The sequence below is a fragment of the Pseudomonas sp. PDM22 genome (genome assembly GCF_014851965.1).
Taxonomy (GTDB): domain Bacteria; phylum Pseudomonadota; class Gammaproteobacteria; order Pseudomonadales; family Pseudomonadaceae; genus Pseudomonas.
In genome coordinates, this window is sequence record NZ_JACVAR010000004.1 from 446,313 (window position 1) to 469,397 (window position 23,085).

Genomic DNA, 23,085 nt, shown 5'->3' on the forward strand with positions numbered 1-23,085 from the left:
TAGACTCGGGTACTCGCCGAAGATTACAGCGTTTTTTCCGGAAGCGGGGATGGCTGCGGGCACGCTGTGCCAGCGCGGCTCAGTGCGGGCGGCAGGGGTAGCGCTGCAGGCTGGAGGAGAGGTCGTGGCTGGGGATGGGCTTGTCGAACAGGTAGCCCTGGCCGATGTCGCAGCGGTTGCGTCGCAGGAAGGCCAGCTGGGCGGCGGTCTCGACGCCTTCGGCGACCACCTGCAGCTTGAGGTTGTGGGCCATGGCGATCACCGCCGAGGTGATTTCCATGTCGTCCTGGTTGTCGGGGATGTCCTTGATGAAGCTGCGATCGATCTTGATCACGTCGATGGGGAATTTCTTCAGGTAGCTCAGCGACGAGTAGCCGGTGCCGAAGTCGTCCATGGCCAGGGTCAGGCCGAGGCTCTTCAGGCGCTCCAGCTGCTGGCGGGTGTCGTCGGTGGCATCCAGCAGCAGGCTTTCAGTGAGTTCAAGCTCGAGCTGGCAGGCCGGGATGCTTTCCTCGTGGAGGATCGCGGCGATGGAGCCGACCAGGTCCGGGTCGCTGAACTGCTTGGGCGACAGGTTGATCGCCATGTGCAGCTCGCCCAGGCCCTTGGCGGCCAGCTCGCGCACCTGGCGGCAGGCCTGGCGGATCACCCACTTGCCGATGGGGATGATCAGACCGGTTTCTTCGGCGACGCTGATGAACTGGTCCGGGCGGATCATGCCCTTCTCCGGGTGCTGCCAGCGCAGCAGCGCTTCCAGGCCGAGCAGCGCGCCACTGCGCAGGCACAGTTTGGGCTGGTAGTGCACGGCCAGTTCGTCCTGCACCAGCGCGCGGCGCAGGTTGCTCTCGACGAACAGCTTGTAGCTGGCCTCGGCGGTCATCGCCTCGGTGAAGGTCTGCACCTGGTGCTTGCCGTTGGCCTTGGCCTTGTGCAGCGCCAGGCCGGCATGTTTCATCAGGGTCTGCGGGTCCTGCCCGTGCTGCGGCGCGTAGGCGATGCCCACGGAGCCGGTGATGCTGATCAGCTGGTTGTCGACGAACAGCGGCTTGTCGAGCACGTCGAGGATCTGCGCGGCGACCTTCTCGCCACGGCCGGCCACGGACTCCTCCAGCAGCACGGCGAATTCGTTGCTGGCGAAGCGCGCCAGGGTGGCGCTGTCGCTCAGGCTGCTGCGCAGGCGGCGGGCAAGGTTGGCCAGCAGCTTGTCGCCGGTCTGGTGGCCGAGGCTGTCGTTGATCCGCTTGAAGTTGTCGATGTCCACCAGCAGCAGGCTCAGCGAATGTTCGCTGCCCACCTGCAGGCGTTCTTCCAGGGCGTTGATGAAGAAGTGCCGGTTGGCCAGGCCCGTGAGGTTGTCGCGGTAGGCGAGCTTCTCGATGTGCTGCTGGGCCAGCTTGCTCTGGGTGATGTCTTCGTAGATGCCGATGTAGTGCGTCAGCTCGCCCTTGTCGTCGTAGACCTTGGACAGCGACAACTGGCCCCAGTACGGCTCGAGGTTCTTGCGCCGGCTGCGGAACTCGCCCTGCCAGCTGTTCTGCGTGACCAGGGTGGAGCGCGCGTCGAACAGCAGCTCGCTGAGGTTCGCCAGTGCCGGCAGCTCAGGCAGGCGGCGGCCGCGCACTTCGTCGGCGCCGTACTGGGTGATCGCGGTGAAGCTCGGGTTGACGTATTCCACCAGTCCGTCGCGGTCGATCAGCAGGAAGGCGCTGGCGCTCTGCTCGACGGCGCGCTGGAACAGGTGCAGGGCGCTGGAGACGTTGCGCCGCTCGTGATTCATCAGCACCTGGGCGTACTGGTCGGCCAGTTCGCCGGCAAAGGCGATCTCGTCGCTCTGCCACATGCGCACTTCGCCGACGTGTTCCAGGCAGAGCACGCCGACCACTTCGCCGCCGACGCGAATGGTGGCGTCGAGCATGGCGCTGATGCCCTGCGGGCGCAGGTAGCGCTGGGCCAGTTCCTGGGTGCGCGGGTCCTGCTGGGCGTTGTGGGCGTCGATGGCGCGGCCGCTGTGGACCGCGTCGAGGTAATTGGGGAAGTTGCTGGCGTCGATGTCCTGCGGCTTTTCGTACTGATCGGTGTCGCGGCGGTAGATGGTCACCGCTTCCAGGCGATGGTCGGTGTGCAGGCGCCAGATGCCCGCGCGGGCCACGTCGTAGGCCTCGCAGGCGGCCTGGGCGATCAGCTGGGCAGCCTCGAGCAGCGGGTCGCTGGACAGGTAACGGTGGCGCGCCAGGCGCACGATCAGGTTCTGCTGGGTGCGCGAGCGCACCAGGTGCTGCAGGTGTTCGTCCTGGGAGCGCTGGTACATCTCCAGGGACATCTTCAGGCGGATGTTCTGCGCTTCCAGGTCCAGCAGGCGCGGGTCCAGTTCGGTTTCGTGCTCGTCCGCCTCGGTCTGCAGCAGATAGCCGTGGAGCAGCTGGCGGCCGTGTTGCTGGAAGCTTTCGCCGACCTCCAGCACGTTCAGCGTGCCGCGCGGCGAGTGGAGCAGGTAGCGCACCCGGTAACGGCCGTCCTTGAGCAGTTGCTGCTGCACCTGCTCATGCAGGCGATGGCGCGCTTCGGGCTCCATCAGGCTGGCGTAGGGGGCGTCGAGGATGCCGCAGAGGTCCTGGGCCGGCACGCCGATCTGGCGCTCACAGCCGGGGTCGAGGAACAGCAGGGTCCAGCTGGGTTCATTCAGGCGCTCGAAGCGCAGCATCCCGAGCCTCGAAGGGACGGGAAGCTGCGTGACAACCTCGGCCGCCTGACGGCTGGCGGCATCGGGATGACTCTTCATGCGCGGTGGATTTCCAGGGTGCTGGACGAGGTACATGGCCTCGCCCGACTTCTATGGGCGTTGGCAAGATTTGCATGAGGCACGGGGCCATGACAAGCCAAGACTGTATCGGCCGTCACAGAGCGAAGTTGAGGCAGTGCCGGGCGCCAGGCGTGACCGCCGGTCCGGACAAAAAGAAGCCCCGCCATCCGGCAGGGCTGGAGAGTACGAGCGTGGCGTGCTCGTCGAGAGGAAGGCCGGCGCGGGGCCGGCCCCTTGCAACACCTATAAGAGCAACACTTGCAGCGCTTACAGCAGCAGGGTGCGGATATCACCCAGCAGGTCGGACAGGCGCTTGGTGTAGCGCGCGGCGGCCGCCCCGTTGATCACGCGGTGATCGTAGGACAGCGACAGCGGCAGCATCAGGCGCGGCTGGAAGGCCTTGCCGTCCCACACCGGCTGCATGGTCGCCTTGCTGACACCCAGAATCGCCACTTCCGGCGCGTTGACGATCGGCGTGAAGCCGGTGCCGCCAATGTGGCCGAGGCTGGAGATGGTGAAGCAGGCGCCCTGCATGGCGTCGGCGGAGAGCTTCTTGGTGCGCGCTTTCTCGGCCAGTTCGGCGGCTTCGGCGGCGAGCTGCAGGAGACTCTTCTGGTCGACGTTCTTGATCACCGGGACCAGCAGACCGTCCGGCGTGTCCACGGCGAAGCCGATGTTCACGTACTTCTTGCGGATCAGCGCCTTGCCGCTGGGGGCCAGCGAGCTGTTGAAGTCCGGCATTTCCTTGAGCAGGTGAGCGCAGGCCTTGAGCAGGATCGGCAGCACGGTCAGCTTGACGCCGGCCTTCTCCGCGACGGCTTTCTGGGCCACGCGGAAGGCTTCCATCTCGGTGATGTCGGCCGAGTCGAACTGGGTCACGTGCGGCACGTTCAGCCAGCTGCGATGCAGGTTGGCGGCGCCGACCTGCATCAGGCGGGTCATGGCCACTTCTTCCACTTCGCCGAACTTGCTGAAGTCGACTTCCGGAATCGGCGGGATGCCCGCGCCGCCGGTAGCGCCAGCCGGCGCGCCGGATTTGGCGCGTTGCAGCTGTTCCTTGACGAACGCCTGCACGTCTTCCTTGAGGATACGGCCCTTGGGACCGGTGCCTTTGACTTCACCCAGCTCGATGCCGAACTCGCGGGCGACCATGCGCACTGCGGGGCCTGCGTGAACCTTGGTGCCGTCACGGCTGGGCGCGCCCACCGGTGCGGCTTCCGGAGCCTTGGCCGGGGCCGCGGCAGCCGGTGCGGGAGCTGCGGCCGGAGCGGCAGCGGCCGGAGCCGGTGCAGCAGCCGGAGCTTCTGCGGCGGCCGGAGCAGCAGCGCCCGCGACCTTGAGCTTGAGGATCAGGTCGCCGGTGCCGACTTCGTCACCGATCTTGATCGACACGCTCTCCACCACGCCGGAGGTCGGCGAGGGGATTTCCATGCTGGCCTTGTCCGACTCCAGGGTGATCAGCGACTGGTCGGCTTCGACCGTGTCGCCGGCTTTCACCATGACTTCGATGACATTGGCCTTGCCGGCCGAGCCGATGTCCGGGACGTGGATGTCCTGGACGCTGGCAGCGGCGGGCGCCGCAGCCGGCGCCGGGGCAGCGGCCGGAGCCTCTGCCTTCGGTGCTTCCGGGGCCTGCGCCGGAGCATCGGCCTTGGGCGCTTCGGCGGCAGCCGAACCACCCTCGACTTCCAGCTCGAGGATCTCGTCGCCTTCCTTCAGGGTGTCGCCCACCTTGACCTTCAGGCTCTTCACCACGCCGGCTTTCGGCGAGGGGATTTCCATGCTGGCCTTGTCGGATTCCAGGGTCAGCAGGCTCTGGTCGGCCTCGACGGTGTCGCCGACCTTGACCAGCAGTTCAATGACTTCACCCTGACCATTGCCGATGTCGGGTACACGAATCAGTTCGCTCATCGTGCCTCTCCTCAGCAGTCCAGCGGGTTGCGTTTTTCGGGGTTGATGCCGAACTTGGCGATGGCTTCGGCCACGACCTTGGGTTCGATATCACCGCGATCGGCCAGGGCTTCCAGCGCGGCCAGCACGACCCAGTGGCGGTCGACTTCGAAGAAGTCGCGCAGCTTGCGGCGGCTGTCGCTGCGGCCGAAGCCGTCGGTGCCCAGGACCTTGAACTCCTTGCTCGGCACCCACTGACGGATCTGCTCGGCGTAGAGCTTCATGTAGTCGGTGGAGGCGATCACCGGGCCCTTGCGGCCGGCGAGGCACTCTTCGACGTAGCTCTGCTTGGGCTTCTGACCCGGGTGCAGGCGGTTCCAGCGCTCGACAGCCAGGCCGTCGCGGCGCAGTTCGTTGAAGCTCGGTACCGACCAGACATCGGCGCCGATGCCGAAGTCTTCGCGCAGGATCTTCGCGGCGGCTTCGACTTCGCGCAGGATGGTGCCCGAGCCCAGCAGCTGCACGTGATGCGCGGCGTCCTTCTTGTCCTCATCGAGCAGGTACATGCCCTTGATGATGCCTTCCTCTGCGCCCTTGGGCATGGCCGGCTGGACGTAGTTCTCGTTCATCACGGTGATGTAATAGAAGATGTCCTGCTGCTCTTCGATCATCTGGCGCGAGCCTTCGCGGATGATCACCGCCAGCTCGTACGCGTAGGTCGGATCGTAGGTGCGGCAGTTCGGGATGGTCGCCGCCAGCAGGTGGCTGTGACCGTCTTCGTGCTGCAGGCCTTCACCGTTGAGGGTGGTACGGCCGGCGGTGCCGCCGATCAGGAAGCCGTGCGCGCGGCTGTCGCCAGCGGCCCAGGCCAGGTCGCCGATACGCTGGAAACCGAACATCGAGTAGAAGATGTAGAACGGCAGCATCGGCTGATTGTGCGTGGAGTACGAGGTACCCGCGGCGATCCAGCTGGACATGGCGCCGGCTTCGTTGATGCCTTCCTCGAGGATCTGACCTTTCTTGTCCTCGCGGTAGAACATCACCTGGTCCTTATCCACCGGCTCGTACAGCTGGCCGACGGAAGAGTAGATACCCAGCTGGCGGAACATGCCTTCCATACCGAAGGTACGGGCTTCGTCCGGCACGATCGGGACGATGCGCGGGCCGAGTTCCTTGTCCTTGACCAGCTGCGAGATGATCCGCACGAAGGCCATGGTGGTGGAGATTTCGCGGTCGCCCGAGCCGTCGAGCATGGCCTTGAGGGTTTCCAGCGGGGGAACCGGGACCTGGAAGCTCTTCTCGCGGCGAACCGGCATCACGCCGCCCAGCGCGGCACGGCGGGAGGCCAGGTACTTGGCCTCGGCGCTGCCTTCCTCGGGGCGGTAGAACGGCAGGTTTTCCAGGTCGGCATCCTTGATCGGGATGTCGAACTTGTCGCGGAACGACTTCAGGGACTCGACGTCGACCTTCTTGACGTTGTGCGCGATGTTCTTCGCTTCGCCCGAACCGGTACCGTAGCCCTTGATGGTCTTGGCCAGGATGACGGTCGGCTGGCCCTTGTGGTTGACCGCCTGGTGGTAGGCCGCATAGACCTTGTAGGGGTCGTGGCCGCCACGGTTGAGTTTCCAGACTTCCTCGTCGGAGAGGTCCTTGACCATCTCCAGCAGCTCCGGACGCGCACCGAAGAAGTGCTCACGCACGTAGGCGCCGTCTTTGGCCTTGTAGTTCTGGTACTCGCCGTCGATGACCTCGTCCATGCGCTGCTGCAGCAGGCCGGCGGTGTCCTTGGCGAACAGCGGGTCCCAGAAGCGACCCCAGACCACCTTGTTGACGTTCCACTCGGCGCCACGGAACACGCCTTCGAGTTCCTGGATGATCTTGCCGTTGCCGCGAACCGGGCCGTCGAGGCGCTGCAGGTTGCAGTTGATGACGAAGATCAGGTTGTCCAGCTTCTCGCGGCCAGCCAGGGAGATCGCGCCCAGGGATTCGGGCTCGTCGCACTCGCCATCGCCCATGAAGCACCAGACCTTCTGCTTGCCGGCGGGGATGAAGCCGCGGCTTTCCAGGTACTTCATGAAGCGCGCCTGGTAGATCGCCTGGATCGGGCCCAGACCCATGGAAACGGTCGGGAACTGCCAGAAGTCCGGCATCAGCCAGGGGTGCGGGTAGGAAGACAGGCCGTTGCCGTCCACTTCCTGGCGGAAGTTGTTCAGCTGGTCTTCGCTGATGCGGCCTTCGAGGAAGGCGCGGGCGTAGACGCCGGGGGAGGCGTGGCCCTGGAAGAACACCAGGTCGCCGCCGTGTTCGTCGGTCGGGGCCTGGAAGAAGTAGTTGAAGCCAACGTCATACAGGGTCGCCGAGGAGGCGAAGGAGGAGATGTGACCACCCAGATCCGGGTCGGCCTTGTTGGCCTTCATCACCATCGCCAGGGCGTTCCAGCGCACCAGAGAGCGGATGCGGCGTTCCATGAACAGGTCGCCGGGCATGCGGGCTTCGTGGGTGACCGGGATGCTGTTGCGGTACGGCGTGGTGATCGCGTAGGGCAGTTGGGTGCCGGACCGGCTGGCCAGCTCGCCCATACGGGTCATCAGGTAATGGGCGCGGTCTTCACCTTCACGGTCCAGGACCGATTCCAGGGCGTCCAGCCATTCCTGGGTTTCGACGGGATCGAGGTCTTGCATGGCTTGCTCCAGGGCGGAAAGGCTTCCAGAATCGGAAGCCAGTAGATCGTTGCCGACAGCTGCGCCAACCTCGTGGGCGACGCGGCGAATTCTTGGAAGTGCTCCGGGGGTACGCCCGGCGGGTTGTAGTTTTACTACAAATCGCCAGCGGATACATCCCTCCCCCTGAAAAAGTTAGTAGTAAAACTACAGGGGCGCGAAAAGACAGGAATGCCGGCGCCTCGCCGACCACTCAGGATAGACCATGAGCCTGCCGTCCCTGGCCGCTTTGCCGGCTACTCTCAAGCCTCTCGCCGAGCGCGCTGAGCAGAATTTCCGCACCGCCATCGCCGCGCTTTCCGCCGAGCAGATCGCCAGTTTCGACAGCTGGTCCGACGAGCGGCATGCCGATTTCGCCCGCGTCACCGCCGGCAGCGATTTCGTCGCCGAGCAGGTCCAGCGCGATCCTGCCTTTCTATTGGCGCTGGCCGCGACCGGCGAGCTGGAGCGTGCCCTGCAGCCCGGCGAGATGGGCGCGCAGCTGGAAGCGCTGCTGGCCGACTGTGCCGATGAGGACGAGCTGGGCCGCCGCCTGCGCCGCTTCCGTCGGCGCCAGCAGATGCGCATCATCTGGCGCGACCTGACCCGCCGCAGCGACCTGGCCGGCACCTGTCGCGACCTGTCGGACCTCGCCGACGCCAGCATCGACCAGTCCCTGGCGTGGCTCTACCAGCGCCACTGCCAGCAGTTCGGCGTGCCCATCGGCAACCGTTCGGGCCTGCCGCAGAAGATGATCGTGCTGGGCATGGGCAAGCTGGGCGCGGGCGAGCTGAACCTGTCCTCCGACATCGACCTGATCTTCGGCTACCCCGAGGGCGGCGAGACCCAGGGCGCCAAGCGCGCGCTGGATAACCAGGAGTTCTTCACCCGCCTGGGGCAGAAGCTGATCAAGTCGCTGGATGCCATCACTGTCGAAGGCTTCGCCTTCCGCGTCGACATGCGCCTGCGACCCTACGGCTCCAGCGGCCCGCTGGTGCACAGCTTCGCCGCGCTGGAGCAGTACTACCAGGACCAGGGGCGCGACTGGGAACGCTACGCGATGATCAAGGCCCGCGTCGTCGGCGGCGATCAGGAGGCCGGCCAGCGCCTGCTGGAGTTGCTGCGTCCGTTCGTCTACCGGCGCTACCTGGACTTCTCCGCCATCGAGGCGCTGCGCACCATGAAGCAGCTGATCCAGCAGGAAGTCCGGCGCAAGGGCATGAGCGAGAACATCAAGCTGGGCGCCGGCGGCATCCGCGAAGTGGAGTTCATCGCCCAGGCCTTCCAGCTGATCCATGGCGGCCGTGACCTCAGCCTGCAGCAGCGACCGCTGCTGCGCGTGCTGGCGATCCTTGAAGGGCAGGGCTACCTGCCGCCGCAGGTGGTCAGCGAGCTGCGCGAGGGCTACGAGTTCCTGCGCTACGCCGAGCACGCCCTGCAAGCCATCGCCGACCGCCAGACGCAGATGCTGCCGGAAGACGAATTCGAGCGTATCCGCGTTGCCTTCATCATGGGCTTCGCCAACTGGTCGGCGTTCCACCAGGCCACCAACCAGTGGCGCGAGCGCATCGACTGGCATTTCCGCCAGGTCATCGCCGACCCGGATGAAGATGAAGAAGGCCAGGTGGATACCACCATTGGCGGCGAGTGGATTCCGCTGTGGGAAGAGGCGGTGGATGAAGAGTCCGCCTGCCGGCAGTTCGCCGACGCCGGGTTCGCCCAGTCGGCGGCGGCCTGGAAGCGCCTGACCGACCTGCGCAATGGTCCGCAGGTGCGCGCCATGCAGCGCCTGGGCCGTGAGCGGCTGGATGCCTTCATGCCGCGCCTGCTGAACATGATCGCCGAGCGCGGCCCGGCGGACGTGTTGCTGGAGCGCGTATTGCCGTTGATCGAGGCGGTGGCGCGGCGCTCGGCTTACCTGGTGCTGCTCACCGAGAACCCCGGTGCACTGGAGCGTCTGCTGACGCTCTGCGCGGCCAGCCCGATGGTGGCCGAGCAGATCGCCCGCTTCCCGATCCTGCTCGACGAGCTATTGAATGAAGGGCGGCTGTTCCGTCCGCCGCAGGCTGCCGAGCTGGGCGCGGAGCTGCGCGAGCGGCTGATGCGCATTCCCGAGGATGACCTTGAGCAGCAGATGGAAACCCTGCGCCACTTCAAGCTGGCCCACGCCCTGCGCGTGGTGGCTTCGGAAATCGCCGGGACCCTGCCGCTGATGAAGGTCAGCGACTACCTGACCTGGCTGGCCGAAGCCATCCTCGAGCAGGTGCTGAGCCTGACCTGGGACCAACTGGTGCAGCGCCACGGCCGGCCCACCCGCGTGGACGGCACGCCCTGCGACCCGGACTTCATCATCATCGGCTACGGAAAGTCCGGCGGCCTGGAGCTGGGCCACGGCTCGGACCTGGACCTGGTGTTCATCCACGACGGCGACCCGCAGAGCGAGACCGACGGCGCCAAGCCCATCGACGGGGCGCAGTTCTATACGCGCCTGGGGCAGAAGATCATCCACTTCCTCACCGCGCAGACGCCCTCAGGCATGCTCTACGAAGTGGACATGCGCCTGCGCCCGAGCGGCGCTTCCGGCCTGCTGGTCAGCTCGCTGCGCGCCTTCGAGGCCTACCAGTTGGGCGAGGCCTGGACCTGGGAACACCAGGCGCTGGTGCGCGCCCGTGTGCTGGCCGGCTGCAAGCGGGTAGCCGTGGCGTTCGAAGCGATCCGCGCGAAAGTGCTGGGCCAGCAGCGCGACCTGGCCGAGCTGCGCAAGGAAGTCAGCGAGATGCGCGCGAAGATGCGCGACAACCTCGGCACCCCGAGCACGGCCGCCGGCACCGCGACGAATGCCTTCGAGGCCGCGGCCCCGTTCGATCTCAAGCAGGATGCCGGTGGTATCGTCGATATCGAATTTATGGTGCAATACGCGGCCCTGGCCTGGTCGTGGCAACACCCGGAGCTGGTGGAGTTCACCGACAATATCCGCATTCTGGAAGCCCTGGAGCGGGTCGGGTTGATGTCCGGCGAGGATGTCCTGAAGCTGCAGGATGCCTACAAGGCCTACCGGGCGGCGGCGCACCGATTGTCCCTGCAGAAGCAGCCGGGCGTGGTGAGCGGCGATCACTTCCATGCGGAACGTCGCATGGTGATGCAGATGTGGAAGGCCTTCGAGCTGACCTGATTCGCTGCGATTTCCCATGAAACAGATAGCATCCGGCGAGATGATGCTCGCCGGAACGGATCGCGCTGTCAGTGCTGGGCTGGCAGCAGGAACAAGGCGCGTAATGCCATTGCGCCAGGTCACAGGGAGTGACGAAAACCGCCCGGCCCGAAGAGTGGCTGGGCTAGACTGCCGGCATTCGCTGCTCGGCACCCGACCGTAGAGGCCCGCGCCTTGCGGCTGGATGAATGGAGTACGGGGAGGCGAGAGCCTCCCCGCTTGTTTTCGGAAAAGGCATGAGAATTCTGATCGTAGGCCCCTCCTGGGTGGGCGACATGGTGATGGCGCAGACGCTCTTCCAGTGTCTGAAGCGGCAGCATCCGGACTGCGTGATCGACGTGCTGGCGCCCGACTGGAGCCGGCCGATCCTCGAGCGCATGCCCGAAGTGCGCCAGGCCCTGAGCTTCCCGCTTGGCCACGGCGTGCTGGATATCGCCTCGCGCCGGCGCATCGGCAAGACCCTCAAGGGTCAGTACGACCAGGCGATCCTCCTGCCCAACTCGCTCAAGTCGGCGCTGGTGCCGTATTTCGCCGGCATCCCCAAGCGCACTGGCTGGAAGGGCGAGATGCGCTACGGCCTGCTCAACGACATCCGCGCGCTGGATAAAGAGCGCTACCCGCTGATGATCGATCGCTTCATGGCCCTGGCCTATGCGCCCGGCGCCGAGCTGCCGCAACCTTATCCGCAGCCGCGCCTGTCCATCGACCCGCAGAGCCGCGAGGCCGCGCTGGCCAAGTTCGGCCTGAGCCTGGATCGCCCGGTGCTGGCGCTGTGCCCCGGTGCCGAGTTCGGCGAGGCCAAGCGCTGGCCGGCCGAGTACTACGCCAAGGTCGCCGAGGTGAAGATTCGCGCCGGCTGGCAGGTGTGGATCTTCGGCTCGAAGAACGACCATCCTGGCGGCGAAGACATTCGCATGCGCCTGATTCCCGGCCTGCGCGAAGAGTCGGTGAATCTGGCCGGCGAGACCGCCCTGGCCGAGGCCATCGACCTGATGTCCTGCGCTGGCGCCGTGGTCACCAACGATTCCGGCCTGATGCACGTGGCGGCCGCGCTGAACCGCCCGCTGGTGGCGGTCTACGGCTCCACGTCGCCGCAGTTCACCCCGCCGCTGGCCGATGCCGTGGAGATCGTCCGCCTCGGCCTGGAATGCAGCCCCTGCTTCGATCGCGTGTGCCGTTTCGGCCACTACAACTGCCTGCGCGAGCTGAAGCCGCGCCCGGTGATCGAAGCGCTGGACCGACTGGTCGCCGACCCGGTGGATGTGGAAAGCGCTGAATGAGGGTCCTGTTGATCAAGACCTCGTCCCTGGGCGACGTCATCCACACCCTGCCGGCGTTGACCGACGCTGCCCGCGCCATTCCCGGCATCCAGTTCGACTGGGTGGTGGAGGAGGGCTTCGCCGAGATTCCCGCCTGGCATCCCGCCGTGGCCCAGGTGATCCCGGTGGCGATCCGCCGCTGGCGCAAGAACCTCTGGCAGACGCTCAGGAGTGGCGAATGGGGTCGCTTCAAGCGCCGCCTGAAGGAAGTCGACTACGACCTGGTGATCGACGCCCAGGGCCTGCTGAAAAGCGCCTGGCTGACCCGCTACGCGCGCCGCCGCACGCCGGTCGCGGGGTTGGACAAGGAGTCGGCCCGCGAGCCGGCCGCCAGCCGCTTCTATAACCGTACCTACCCCGTTGCCTGGGGCCAGCACGCCGTCGAACGCGTGCGCGAGTTGTTCGCCCAGGCGCTGGACTACCCGCTGCCCACTGGCACCGGCGATTACGGCCTGGACCGCAATCGCCTGCTGGATTCGGTGGAGACCGAGCCCTACCTAGTATTCCTCCACGGCACCACCTGGGTGACCAAGCACTGGCCCGAGGTCTACTGGCGCGAACTGGCCCAGCGCATGGGCGAGCGCGGCTGGCAAGTCCGCCTGCCGTGGGGCAACGACGCCGAGCGGCAACGCGCCGAACGGCTCGCCGAAGGCTTGGAAAACGCCTCGGTACTCCCCAAGTTAAGCCTCGCGGGCATGGCCAAGGTCCTGGCCGGCGCTTCCGCCTGCGTGGCGGTCGACACCGGGCTCGGACACCTGGCCGCCGCCCTGGACGTGCCGACGCTGTCGCTGTTCGGCCCGACCAACCCCGGTCTGACCGGCGCCTACGGGCGCTCGCAGGTGCACCTGGCCGCCGACTGGCCCTCGTGCGCGCCCTGCCTGCAGAAGACCTGCACCTACCAGCCGACGGCCGAAGACAAGCGCCAGTTCGACCTGCGGCATGAACAGCCTCTGTGCTTCACGCGCCTGAATCCCCAGCGCGTGGCGAACCAGCTGGAGGCACTGCTGCTGGCCCCGGAGACGCTTCGATGACCCTGGCTTTCGTTCTCTACAAATACTTCCCGTTCGGCGGGCTGCAGCGCGATTTCATGCGCATCGCCCTGGAATGCCAGCAGCGCGGCCATTCGATCCGCGTCTACACGCCGATCTGGGAAGGCGAAGTGCCGCCAGGCTTCGACGTGCGCGTGGCGCCGGTGAAGTCGCTGTTCAACCATCGCCGCAACGAGAAATTCAGCGCCTGGCTGGCCGCTGACCTCGCGCGTTCGCCGGTGGACCGGGTGATCGGCTTCAACAAGATGCCGGGCCTGGATGTCTACTACGCCGCCGACGGCTGCTTCGAAGACAAGGCGCAGACCCTGCGCAACTCCTTCTACCGTCGCTGGGGTCGCTACAAGCACTTCGCCGACTACGAGCGCGCGGTGTTCGCGCCGGAATCGAAGACCGAGATCCTGATGATCTCCGAGGTCCAGCAGCCGCTGTTCATCAAGCATTACCGCACCCCCGAGGCACGCTTCCACCTGCTGCCGCCGGGCATCGCCCAGGACCGTCGCGCACCGGCCAATGCCGGGGAAATCCGCGCGGAGTTCCGCCGCGAGTTCAAGCTGGGCGACGACGACCTGCTGCTGGTGCAGATCGGCTCCGGCTTCAAGACCAAGGGCCTGGACCGCAGCCTCAAGGCGCTGGCCGCGCTGCCGCGTTCGCTGCGCAAGCGCACCCGCCTGATCGCCATCGGCCAGGACGATCCCAAGCCGTTCCTGCTGCAGGTGAAGGCGCTGGGCCTATCGGACAATGTGCAGATTCTCAAGGGGCGCAGCGACATTCCGCGCTTCCTGCTCGGCGCCGACCTGCTGATCCACCCAGCCTACAACGAGAACACCGGCACCGTGCTGCTGGAGGCGCTGGTTGCGGGACTGCCGGTGCTGGTCACCGACGTCTGCGGCTATGCGCACTACATCGACGAGGCGAAAGCCGGCCGTGTGGTGCCGTCGCCGTTCGAGCAGGACCGTTTGAACACGATGCTTCAGCAGATGCTGGAGGACGATGCAGCGCGGGCGGAGTGGGGGCGCAACGGCCTGGCCTTCGCCGACAGCGCCGATCTCTACAGCATGCCGCAGCACGCCGCCGACCTGATCCTGCGGGAGCGCGCATGAAGCTCGAACTGCACGAGCCATTCAAGCGCCTGTGGGCCGGCAAGGACCCGTTCGCCGAAGTCGAGCGCCTGCAGGGCAAGGTCTACCGCGAGCTGGAAGGCCGCCGCACGCTGCGCACCGAAGTCGAAGGTCGCGGCTATTTCGTGAAGATCCACCGCGGCATCGGCTGGGGCGAGATCGTCAAGAACCTGTTCAGTGCCAAGCTTCCGGTGCTCGGTGCGGGCCAGGAGCAGCGCGCGCTGGAGCGCCTGCACCAGGCCGGCGTGGCGACCATGACCTCGGTGGCCTATGGCGAGCGCGGCGGTAATCCGGCCGCGCAGCATTCCTTCATCATCACCGAGGAACTGGCGCCGACCACCGACCTGGAAGTGCTCTCGCTGGACTGGCTGCAGACACCGCCCGAGCCGCGCCTGAAGCGCGCGCTGATCGCCGAAGTGGCGAAGATGGTCGGCACCATGCACCGCGCCGGGGTCAATCATCGCGACTGCTACATCTGCCATTTCCTGCTGCATACCGACCGCCCGATCAGCGCCGATGACCTGCGCCTGTCGGTGATCGACCTGCACCGCGCCCAGACCCGGGCCGCCACCCCGCGCCGCTGGCGCGACAAGGACCTGGCGGCGCTGTACTTCTCCGCGCTGGACATCGGCCTTACGCGCCGTGACAAATTGCGCTTCCTGCGCGGTTACTTCCTGCGCCCGCTGCGTGACATCCTCCGCGAGGAAGCTGCGCTGCTGGCGTGGATGGAGCGCAAGGCGGCCAAGCTCTACGACCGCAAACAACGATACGGAGACCTGCTCTGATGGCCGGCTGGGTACTCGAAGCCGACTACCAGCATCTCGCCGCCGATTTCGGCAGCCTGGATGCCGTGTTCGCCCTCGAAGGCGAGCGCATCACCAAGGATGCGATGTCCGACGTCGTGCGCATCGAGCGCGACGGCGTGCGCTACTACGTTAAGCGCTACCGCAAGCCGGGCAAGGGCTTTCGCCGCTACCTGCCGCGCCCGCGGGTGAAGGCCGAGTGGCAGAACCTCAAGCAGTTCGCCAAGTGGGGCATACCGACCGCGAAGGTGGTGGCCTACGGCCTGGAGCGCGTCAACGGCGCCTTTGCCCGTGGCGCGATCATCACCCGCGAGCTGGTCGGCACCGAAGACCTGCACGCCCTGGCCAAGCAGGACGATCCGCGTCTGAAGGATCGCGCCTGGGTCGAGCACGTCATGCGCCAGTTGGCCGGCTACACGCGGACCATGCACGACCACCACTTCACCCACAACGACCTGAAGTGGCGCAACATCCTGGTGGACGGCGAGGGTACGGTGTACTTCATCGACTGCCCGATCGGTGATTTCTGGGTCAGCTTCATGCTGCGCTACCGCATCACCAAGGACCTGGCCACCCTCGACAAGGTCGCCAAGTACCACCTCTCCTACACGCAGCGCCTGCAGTTCTACCTGCTGTACCGTCGCCGCGAGCGACTGAACGCGTCGGACAAGAAGCGTGTCCGGCAGATCGTCCATTTCTTCGAGGGACGCGAGTGAAGGATTTCATTGCCGAGGGCGACCAGGCCCTGCTGGAAAACAACGCCCTGGCCGATTTCGACGCCCTCTGGGCCCTGCAGCTGGAAGCCGTGGACGAGCCCAACACCGAGCGTGGCGGCTGGAGCAGCGTGTACCGCCTGGAGCTGGACGGCACCGCCTACTACCTCAAGCGCCAGAGCAACCACCTGACCCGCAGCCTGAAGCGTCCACTCGGCGAGCCGACCTTCAGTCGCGAGTTCCGCAACATCCAGCGCTACCACCAGCTCGGCATTCCGTCGATGCAGGCGGCCTTCTTCGGCGCGCGGCAGGTCGGCGGCGAGCGCCGGGCGATCCTGATGACCCGCGCCCTGGACGGCTGGCGTGACCTCGACAGCCTGCTGCAGGGCTGGTCGAACCTGCCCGCCGAGCGCCGCCAGGCCATCCTGCGCGCGTGCGGCATGCTCGCCCGTCGCCTGCACGAGGCCGGGCAGATGCATGGCTGCTTCTATCCCAAGCACATCTTCCTGCGCGAAACCGACGACGCCTTCGAGGCGACCCTGATCGACCTGGAGAAGACCCGCCCGCTGTGGTTCGGCCAGCGCGACCGCGTGCGCGACCTGGAGCCGCTGCTGCGCCGCGCGCCGGACTGGAACGAAACCGACGTGCGCAACCTGCTGGCGGCCTACCTGGGCACCGCTTCCGGCGGCCCGGAGGTCGACGACTGGTATCGCCGCCTGGGTGCGCGCCGCAAGAAGAAGGAAAACCGCGCATGAGGCTGTCTGCCCTGCGCGATGCCGGCCGCGCTCCGGCGCTGCCCCTGCGCATCGAGCTGGAAGACGGCGCCGGCCCGGCCGAGCTGCGTCTGGACAGTCTGCTGCGCGTTCTGCCCGGCCAGCGCTACGTCGGTGCGGCCAATTGGCGCGGCCGCCCGGTGCTGGCCAAGCTGCTGGTTGGCGGTCGTGCGGCAAAGCAGTTCCAGCGCGAACGCGACGGTGTGCGACTGCTCGCCGAACAGGGCCTGACCACGCCGCAGCTGCTGGCCGACGGCCTGAAGGACGGCGAGGGTGGCTGGCTGCTCTTCGAGTTCCTCGACGACGCCGAGAGCCTCTGGGATGCCTGGCGCGCCGTGGAGGGCGAGCCGCTGCTCTCCGACGGCCAGGCCGCTGTCATCGCCGAGGCGCTGACGGCCATCGCCCGGATGCACGCCAAGGGCCTGTGGCAGGAAGACCTGCACCTGGACAACCTGCTGCGCCGCGCCGGCCAGCTGTACCTGATCGACGGCGCCGGCATCCGTGCGGAAACCGCCGGTCAGCCGCTGTCGCGCAAGCACGTGCTGGAAAACCTCGGGGTGTTCTTCGCTCAGTTGCCAGCGAGCCTCGATCCGTATCTGGAAGAACTGCTGATCCACTACCTGCTGGCCAACGGCGAGCACGCACTGCCGCTGGAGGCCCTGCAGAAGGAAATCGCCAGGGTTCGACGCTGGCGGGTCGGCGACCTGATGAAGAAGATCGCTCGCGACTGCAGCCTGTTCAGCGTGTTCAAGGGCCCGTTCGGCCTGCGCGCGGTGCGCCGTGAGGAAGAGGAGGGCCTGCAGCCACTGCTGGCCGATCCGGATTCCTACATAAATCGCGGACACCTCTACAAGACCGGCGGCGCCGCGACTGTCGCCCGCGTGGAGCTGAATGGCCGGCCTCTGGTGGTCAAGCGCTACAACATCAAGAACCTGCTGCACTGGTTCAAGCGCTTCTGGCGCCCCAGTCGCGCCTGGGCTTCCTGGCGCGAAGGCAACCGCCTGGACTTCCTCGGCATCGCCACGCCCAAGCCGCTGGCGGTGATCGAGCGGCGCTGGCTGTGGCTGCGCGGCCCGGCCTTCCTGATTACCGATTACCTGGCGGGTCAGGATATAATCGCCCGTTTCAAACCCTACCTGGACCATCCGGAGGGGGGCGGCCTGCCGCCGGAATCGGATCTTGTGGCCCTGGACAGACTGTTCGCGGCGCTGGTGCGCGAGCGCATCAGCCACGGCGACCTGAAAGGGCACAACCTGTTCTGGCAGGAGCAGGGCGAAGGCGGGCAGTGGTCGTTGATCGACCTGGATGCCATGCAGCGCCACTCGCGAGAAGCGAGCTTCGCCCGCGCCTATGCCCGCGACCGTGCGCGCTTCCTGCGCAACTGGCCAGAGGGCAGCGCACTGCACCGGCTGCTCGACGAACGTTTACCGCGGGTGCCTGGCACCCGCCCAGATGAAAGAGGCTAGACCCTGTGGCATTGACCATCCTCGGCCTGTCCGGCGCCGTAAGCCATGACCCTTCCGCCGCCCTGTACATCGACGGCAAGCTGGTCGCGGCCGTCGAAGAAGAGCGCTTCGTCCGCGACAAGCACGCGAAGAACCGCATGCCCTACGAGTCGGCCAAGTTCTGCCTGGAGCAGGCCGGGATCAAGCCGTCGGACGTTGACGTGGTGGCCATTCCCTTTGCCCCCATCAGCATCTTCGACAAGGCCCGCTGGCACTACGCCAAGCGCTACGCCTACGCTCCGGACCGCGCGCTGGACGCCATCCTGCTCGGCAACCGCCGCTACAAGCGCTACTACAAGCGCATCGAGTGGTGCCTGCAGCAGTTGGGCTTCGACCTGAAGAAGACCAAGATCCAGCCGGTCGAGCACCACCTGGCCCACGCCTCCAGCGCCTACCACTGCTCGGGCTTCAAGGAGAAGACGGCGATCCTCGGGATCGACGGCAAGGGCGAGTACGCCACCACCTTCTTCGGCTACGGTGAGAACGGCAAGATCCACAAGATCAAGGAGTTCTACGATCCGGACTCCCTGGGCGGCCTGTACGGGGCGCTGACCGAGTACCTCGGCTTCGACATGCTCGACGGCGAGTTCAAGGTCATGGGCATGGCGCCTTACGGCGATGCCAGCAAGTACGATTTCTCCCGTCTGGCCAAGTTCGAGAACGGCGAGCTGATCATCAACACCGAGTACGCCAACGTCATCGGCTTCCGTCGCTACAAGGAAAAGGGCAAGGGCTACTACTTCTCGCCCAAGCTGATCGAGTGGCTCGGTCCGAAGCGTGAAGGCGACATCGCCGACGATCCGTATATCCACTACGCCGCCAGCATCCAGGCCCTGTTCGAGAAGCTGTCGCTGGAGATGATGGATTACTACCTGGGCGACATCATCCGCGAGACCGGCAAGATCGCCTTCGCCGGCGGCTGCGCGCTGAACGTCAAGCTCAACCAGAAGATCATCGCTCGCCCCGAGGTCAAGGAGCTGTACGTGCAGCCCGCGGCCAGCGACGCCGGCACCGCTGTTGGCGCCGCCGCGTACGTGTCCTGGGAACGTGGCGTGCCGGTCGAGAAGATGGAACACGTCTACCTCGGCCCGGAATACAGCAACGAAGACGTCATCGCCGCCTGCGCCCGCCACGAGGCCAAGCCGACCTGGCGCAAGATCGACAACCTGTCCGAGCTGATCGCCAAGGTGCTGGTGGACGGCAACCCGGTGGCCTGGTTCCAGGGGCGCCTGGAGTTCGGTCCGCGCGCACTCGGTGGCCGCTCGATCATCGGCTGCCCGAGCGTTCCCGGCGTGGCTGACCGCATCAACGCGCAGATCAAGTTCCGCGAGCGCTGGAGGCCCTTCTGCCCGTCGATGCTCGATACCGTCGGCCCGCAGATGTTCAAGATCGACCATCCGGCGCCTTTCATGACCTTCACCTTCGAGGTCAACGAAGAGTGGAAGACCCGCGTGCCGGAAGTCGTCCATGAAGACGGTACCTCCCGCGCCCAGGTGCTCAAGCGCGAATTCAACCCGCGCTACTACGACATGATGAAGGAGCTGGAGCGGCTCACCGGCAACGGCGTGGCGCTCAACACCTCGCTGAACCGCCGTGGCGAGCCGATGGTCTGCTCGCCGACCGATGCCCTGAACATGTTCTTCGGCTCGGACCTGCAGTACCTGATCATGCAGGACATCCTGGTGGTCAAGGATGGCGCGGAGCCCTATGACTCGCTCGGCTGAACCGCGCGTCCTGCAGTTCTGCCACGGCTATGACGGGCCGTTCCTCGACTGTGCCCGTCAGTACGCCAGCCTGTTCGCCGGCACCGGTTACCGGGTCACCACGGTGTTCCTCACCGGGGCGCCCGATCCGGAAGTCTTGGCCGGTTGCGCCAGCGACGAGGTGCTTTTCCTCGACTACAGCTCGCGGGACATCCGCGGGCTGAAGCTCAAGGCAATCCGCGACCTGCGCGAGATCGCGCGTTCCCGCGACTTCCGCTTCTGCATCGCGCACCGTTTCAAGCCGACCTGGATCGCCATGCTCGGCACCAGGCTGCCGATCATCGGTGTGCACCATGGCTTCGGTGACTTCCAGCGCCTGGGGCGCAAGCTGTTCGCGCGCTTCTTCGCCGAACGCCTGAGCCTGCTGGGCGTTTCCAACGCGGTGCGCGACGAAATCCGTGCCTGCCTGCCGGCCTGGCCGCAGGATCGCATCGAGACGCTGTACAACCGGGTCGACGTCGACGCCCTCAGGGACCAGCAGGTCGAGCGCTATCCGGCCCGCCAGCACCTGGGGCTGGCGGACAACGCCTGGGTGGTCGGCAACGTCGGTCGCCTGCATCCGGACAAGGACCAGGCCACCCTGCTGCGCGGCTTCGCCCGCGCTCTGCCGCGTCTGCCGCACAACAGCCTGCTGGCGATCCTCGGCAAGGGGCGGCTGGAGGAGGACCTCAAGGACCTCGCGCGCGAACTGGGCATCGCCGACCGCGTGCTGTTCCTCGGCCAGGTCCCGGACGCCAGGCGCTACTTCAAGGCCTTCGACGTATTCGCCCTGACTTCCGACCACGAGCCATTCGGCATGGTCCTGCTGGAAGCGATGGTGGCGGGTGTGCCGCTGATCTCGACTTCTGGCGGTGGTGCCGGGGAAATCGTCGAGGGGTTGGGCATTCTCTTCCCGCTGGGCGACGATGCCGCGCTGGCCGAAGGGCTGCGCCATCTGTCGGTGCTGGACCGCGAGCAGCGGGTGATGTGCGCGCAGCAGATGGAGCAGCGTCTGCAGACGCGCTTCTGCGATGAGGCGGTGCGCCGGGAGTTCTGGAGTCTGCCGCTGGTGAAGGCGTTACTCGCCCCATCCCGCTGACGGCCCTGCGTTTCTCCCTTCATTTTTACTGGCCTGGACGCTGGATGCGCCCTTGGGCGATTCATTGACGAGCGCGCGATTGCAAATGCTGGAACTCAAACAGGAAGGTGGTCGACGCTGGCTGGGTGATGGGAGCATGCAGCTTCCCCTGGCCGAGTTCGGGGAGTGCCGTGGGCGATACCAGGGGAGTGTGTTCCTGCTCGCTTCCGGACCTTCCGCCGGGGAGTTCCCGCTGGCGCGCTATGCGGACTGGCCGGTCATCGCGATGAACGGCTCCATCGTTCGCTGCGTCGACCAGAAGATCACGCCGTTCTTCTATATCTGTGATGACCCCGGGTTCGTGCGTGATCGCCCTGACCTTGCCTGTCTCGGCGCGCGCAGCGCCACGCACCTGGCAATGAGCCTGAACTGCTTCCAGGCGCTGCATCGTCATGACCCGACCTTGCTGCCGGGCAGGGCGAATGTCTTTCTGCTGGAGAGGGTCAACCGCCGGCATGGCATGGCGGTGCTGTCGGATCGTTCCTATGCCTGGTCCGTCCGCCGTGATCCCGACCTGATCTGCGGGTTCTCCCTGTTGCGCAGGAAGACCAATCGGATCGGCTTCAGTCGCAACATGAGCAAGGGCTATTTCGGTGGGCGCACCATCCCCTACGCCGCGACGCAACTGGCCTGTCACCTGGGCTTCAGCCAGGTGTTCATCATCGGGATGGACCTGAACAAGAGTATCGGGCGCTTCTACGAAACAGGGACGGCTGCTCTGCCCAGCAGCCTCGACGAAGATTTCGAGGATTACATCCTGCCCAGCTTCCGGATCGTCGCCGAGAAGGTTTCGCCGCGTTTCCCGCTGAGGCTGTTCAATCTGTCGCCAGACAGTCGGTTGCCGGCCAGTGTGGTGCCAAAGGTCGAACCTACCCAACTCGATGCATTGCTCGAAGCAGAAATGGCAGCGACGGGTGGCAAACACCTGCGAGTGAGCTCGTGATGGCTCTGCCGCAACATCCGGCAGAGCTCCACGGTGGGTATCAAGACATTGGGGCTGTCGCGTTATTCGCTGGTGATCGGTGACGATTTGAGCCTTGGTGCGCACAGCTGCAACATCGCCGATGAACTCGAGATTGGCAGTGGTGTCACCATTGGGGCGATGCCGTTGGTCATCAAGGACCTCCCCGCGGGTTGCACCTATTACAACGTCCGTCAGAGCCAACTCCTGCTTCTGCATCCTGAGACGGCCATCGTCTTGACCGGGTTGTTCAGCGTCCCCTAATCTTCGCGGCGCATTGTCCTTGTCGCCGCTTTCCTTGTGGAGGGTGACGGGGCGGGGCGCATGGAAGCTGGGCGATTGCCGTATCCGGCCCAGGATGCACGTTAATTCGATTGCCCGCACTCTGCGATGCAAAAGGTGAGTCTTGAAAGTTCTGTTCCTGGTCCAGAAAGAACAACGCGCCATCCTCGATCGCCTGTACGACGGAATCGCCGAGCATTGCGAGTGTGACCTGCGCTGGCTGTCCAGTGACAAGCAGGCCAACCTGCGCCGTTACTTCCGTGAGCACGTGGATGTGTCGAAGTACGATCGCATCCTGTTCTTCCTGCGCTTCAAGAAGGAAATGCGCCAGGCAGCCTTCATCCGCAGCGTGCCCAACCTGGTCATTCTCGAGCACGACGCCTACCAGAACTATATTTCCTGCAAGTACACCGGGAAGTTCAGCGCGCATTATCGTCGCCTGCCCTGGGCGCGGGTGATCAGCTCGGGCTACATGGTCAGCGAGCGCCTGCGCCAGGAAGGCTTCGATGCGGTCTTCGTGCCCAAGGGCTATGACCAGAACCTGCTGCATGACCTGGGGCGGGGGCGGGATATCGAACTGGCCTTCGTCGGCAGCACCGGTAGCGTGGCCTACAGCGGCCGCAAGGCACTGCTGGATGAACTGGGACAGGTGGAAAACCTGCTGGTGACCAAGACCAACTCCGGCGAGGACTACCTGAATACGCTCAACCGTATCCGCTTCTTCGTCAGTGCCGATGTCGGCATGGGCGAGTACATGATCAAGAATTTCGAGGCCATGGCCTGCGGCTGCGTGCTGCTGGCCTATGACCAGGGTGAGGCGGAGAATCGCGCACTGGGGTTGCAGGACATGCACAACGTGGTGCTGTACCGCGATGTCACCCAACTGCGCAGCAAACTGCAGCAGTTGCGGGATGACCCGCAGCGCGCGTCCCGCATTGCCGAGGCCGGCCGAATGCTGGCCGTGGAAGGTTTCGGGTTCAGCCAGATCGGGGCACGGATTGTCCAGGCCATGGCTGTCCCGCTGCGTGAGAGGCCGCAGCCCGGTATGCTGGAGCGCTGGCGACTGGCTTTGGGGTTCTGAC

Annotated in this window: 16 protein-coding genes; 13 read left to right on the top strand and 3 right to left on the bottom strand. The window is 65.8% G+C overall.

Annotation, left to right across the window (positions count from 1 at the left end; translation table 11 throughout):
- Positions 1-79: 79 nt before the first annotated feature.
- The 3 genes from IB255_RS17000 to aceE all read right to left on the bottom strand — a co-directional run bounded on the left by IB255_RS17000 (position 80) and on the right by aceE (position 7,371).
- Positions 80-2,779, bottom strand: coding sequence for a putative bifunctional diguanylate cyclase/phosphodiesterase (locus IB255_RS17000; RefSeq protein ID WP_081515465.1), 2,700 nt, complete (start codon positions 2,777-2,779; stop codon positions 80-82).
- A gap of 288 nt (positions 2,780-3,067) precedes the next feature.
- A complete protein-coding gene (gene aceF / locus IB255_RS17005) occupies positions 3,068-4,711 on the bottom strand; it encodes a dihydrolipoyllysine-residue acetyltransferase (protein ID WP_192210594.1) in 1,644 nt (547 codons plus the stop codon).
- Positions 4,712-4,722: 11 nt separating this feature from the next.
- The gene (gene aceE, locus IB255_RS17010) at positions 4,723-7,371 is read right to left on the bottom strand and encodes a pyruvate dehydrogenase (acetyl-transferring), homodimeric type (RefSeq protein ID WP_081515467.1); all 2,649 of its coding nucleotides are present in this window, start codon (positions 7,369-7,371) and stop codon (positions 4,723-4,725) included.
- Positions 7,372-7,615: 244 nt separating this feature from the next.
- Between aceE and glnE the strand changes: the two genes are divergently transcribed.
- From glnE to IB255_RS17075, 13 genes are all read left to right on the top strand, one after another.
- Positions 7,616-10,561, top strand: coding sequence for a bifunctional [glutamate--ammonia ligase]-adenylyl-L-tyrosine phosphorylase/[glutamate--ammonia-ligase] adenylyltransferase (gene glnE / locus IB255_RS17015; protein WP_192210595.1), 2,946 nt, complete (start codon positions 7,616-7,618; stop codon positions 10,559-10,561).
- 275 nt (positions 10,562-10,836) lie between these two features.
- Complete coding sequence (gene waaF, locus IB255_RS17020; protein ID WP_192210596.1) at positions 10,837-11,880, top strand: lipopolysaccharide heptosyltransferase II; 1,044 nt, start codon at positions 10,837-10,839, stop codon at positions 11,878-11,880.
- Positions 11,877-12,950, top strand: a complete 1,074-nt coding sequence (gene waaC, locus IB255_RS17025; protein WP_192210597.1) for a lipopolysaccharide heptosyltransferase I — start codon at positions 11,877-11,879, stop codon at positions 12,948-12,950. The genes waaF and waaC overlap by 4 nt, the downstream gene beginning before the upstream one ends.
- Positions 12,947-14,068 (top strand): glycosyltransferase family 4 protein, encoded by a 1,122-nt coding sequence (locus IB255_RS17030; protein WP_081515471.1) that lies wholly within the window; start codon positions 12,947-12,949, stop codon positions 14,066-14,068. Before waaC ends, IB255_RS17030 begins: the two co-directional genes overlap by 4 nt.
- Positions 14,065-14,871 (top strand): lipopolysaccharide core heptose(I) kinase RfaP, encoded by an 807-nt coding sequence (gene rfaP / locus IB255_RS17035; RefSeq protein ID WP_081515472.1) that lies wholly within the window; start codon positions 14,065-14,067, stop codon positions 14,869-14,871. Before IB255_RS17030 ends, rfaP begins: the two co-directional genes overlap by 4 nt.
- Positions 14,871-15,605, top strand: coding sequence for a lipopolysaccharide kinase InaA family protein (locus IB255_RS17040; RefSeq protein WP_081515473.1), 735 nt, complete (start codon positions 14,871-14,873; stop codon positions 15,603-15,605). The genes rfaP and IB255_RS17040 overlap by 1 nt, the downstream gene beginning before the upstream one ends.
- Positions 15,602-16,357 (top strand): lipopolysaccharide kinase InaA family protein, encoded by a 756-nt coding sequence (locus IB255_RS17045; protein ID WP_081515474.1) that lies wholly within the window; start codon positions 15,602-15,604, stop codon positions 16,355-16,357. The genes IB255_RS17040 and IB255_RS17045 overlap by 4 nt, the downstream gene beginning before the upstream one ends.
- Entirely contained in the window at positions 16,354-17,841 is a 1,488-nt protein-coding gene (locus IB255_RS17050; RefSeq protein ID WP_081515475.1) for a lipopolysaccharide kinase InaA family protein, read from the top strand. Before IB255_RS17045 ends, IB255_RS17050 begins: the two co-directional genes overlap by 4 nt.
- Before the next feature lie 5 nt (positions 17,842-17,846).
- On the top strand, positions 17,847-19,604 hold the full coding sequence (locus IB255_RS17055; protein WP_081515476.1) for a carbamoyltransferase: 1,758 nt from the start codon (positions 17,847-17,849) through the stop codon (positions 19,602-19,604).
- On the top strand, positions 19,588-20,721 hold the full coding sequence (locus IB255_RS17060) for a glycosyltransferase (RefSeq protein ID WP_081515477.1): 1,134 nt from the start codon (positions 19,588-19,590) through the stop codon (positions 20,719-20,721). The genes IB255_RS17055 and IB255_RS17060 overlap by 17 nt, the downstream gene beginning before the upstream one ends.
- A gap of 85 nt (positions 20,722-20,806) precedes the next feature.
- Positions 20,807-21,703, top strand: a complete 897-nt coding sequence (locus IB255_RS17065; protein WP_139791448.1) for a lipopolysaccharide core biosynthesis protein — start codon at positions 20,807-20,809, stop codon at positions 21,701-21,703.
- 33 nt (positions 21,704-21,736) lie between these two features.
- On the top strand, positions 21,737-21,985 hold the full coding sequence (locus tag IB255_RS17070; protein WP_081515479.1) for a hypothetical protein: 249 nt from the start codon (positions 21,737-21,739) through the stop codon (positions 21,983-21,985).
- A gap of 142 nt (positions 21,986-22,127) precedes the next feature.
- A complete protein-coding gene (locus IB255_RS17075) occupies positions 22,128-23,084 on the top strand; it encodes a glycosyltransferase (protein WP_081515480.1) in 957 nt (318 codons plus the stop codon).
- Position 23,085 lies beyond the last annotated feature (1 nt).